This window comes from Mesotoga sp. UBA5557 (assembly GCF_002425715.1).
GTDB lineage: Bacteria > Thermotogota > Thermotogae > Petrotogales > Kosmotogaceae > Mesotoga.
The window spans coordinates 1-410 of sequence record NZ_DIMV01000100.1 but is presented as its reverse complement, the minus strand read 5'-3'; positions in this window follow the sequence as shown (position 1 = coordinate 410).

The window sequence follows — 410 nt, the reverse complement described above, 5'->3', positions numbered from 1 at the left end:
GGTTAGGAAGAGCAGATCCCGTGCAGGCGCATCACGGGATGACAGAAGAGGCGCTCATCAGGGCAGGCTCTACGGGATGACAGCCTTTTCTTGCTTTGGGTCATCCTGGCGTGGTTCAGGCCAGGATCCCGTTCTTGAACTAAGAGCGATAACATGAGAAGACGCTTTGAGTTTGAGATGAAGCTTCGCTTCGAGACTGGCAAGAGTGAGGAGAGTGCAGCTCCAATAGCATCACCAGGGTGGGTATTGAGTGTGGGGTCTGGGGTTTGGCGGAAAGAACCGACTGACCCATTCACAATTATCTGATGCTACTGAGAACGAGTAGCTGGCGACGCGTCTTACCGTTGAAGCATGACCTTAATTCCACTCACTTTGTCATCCTCACTTGATCTTGGTCACAATCTGGGCTG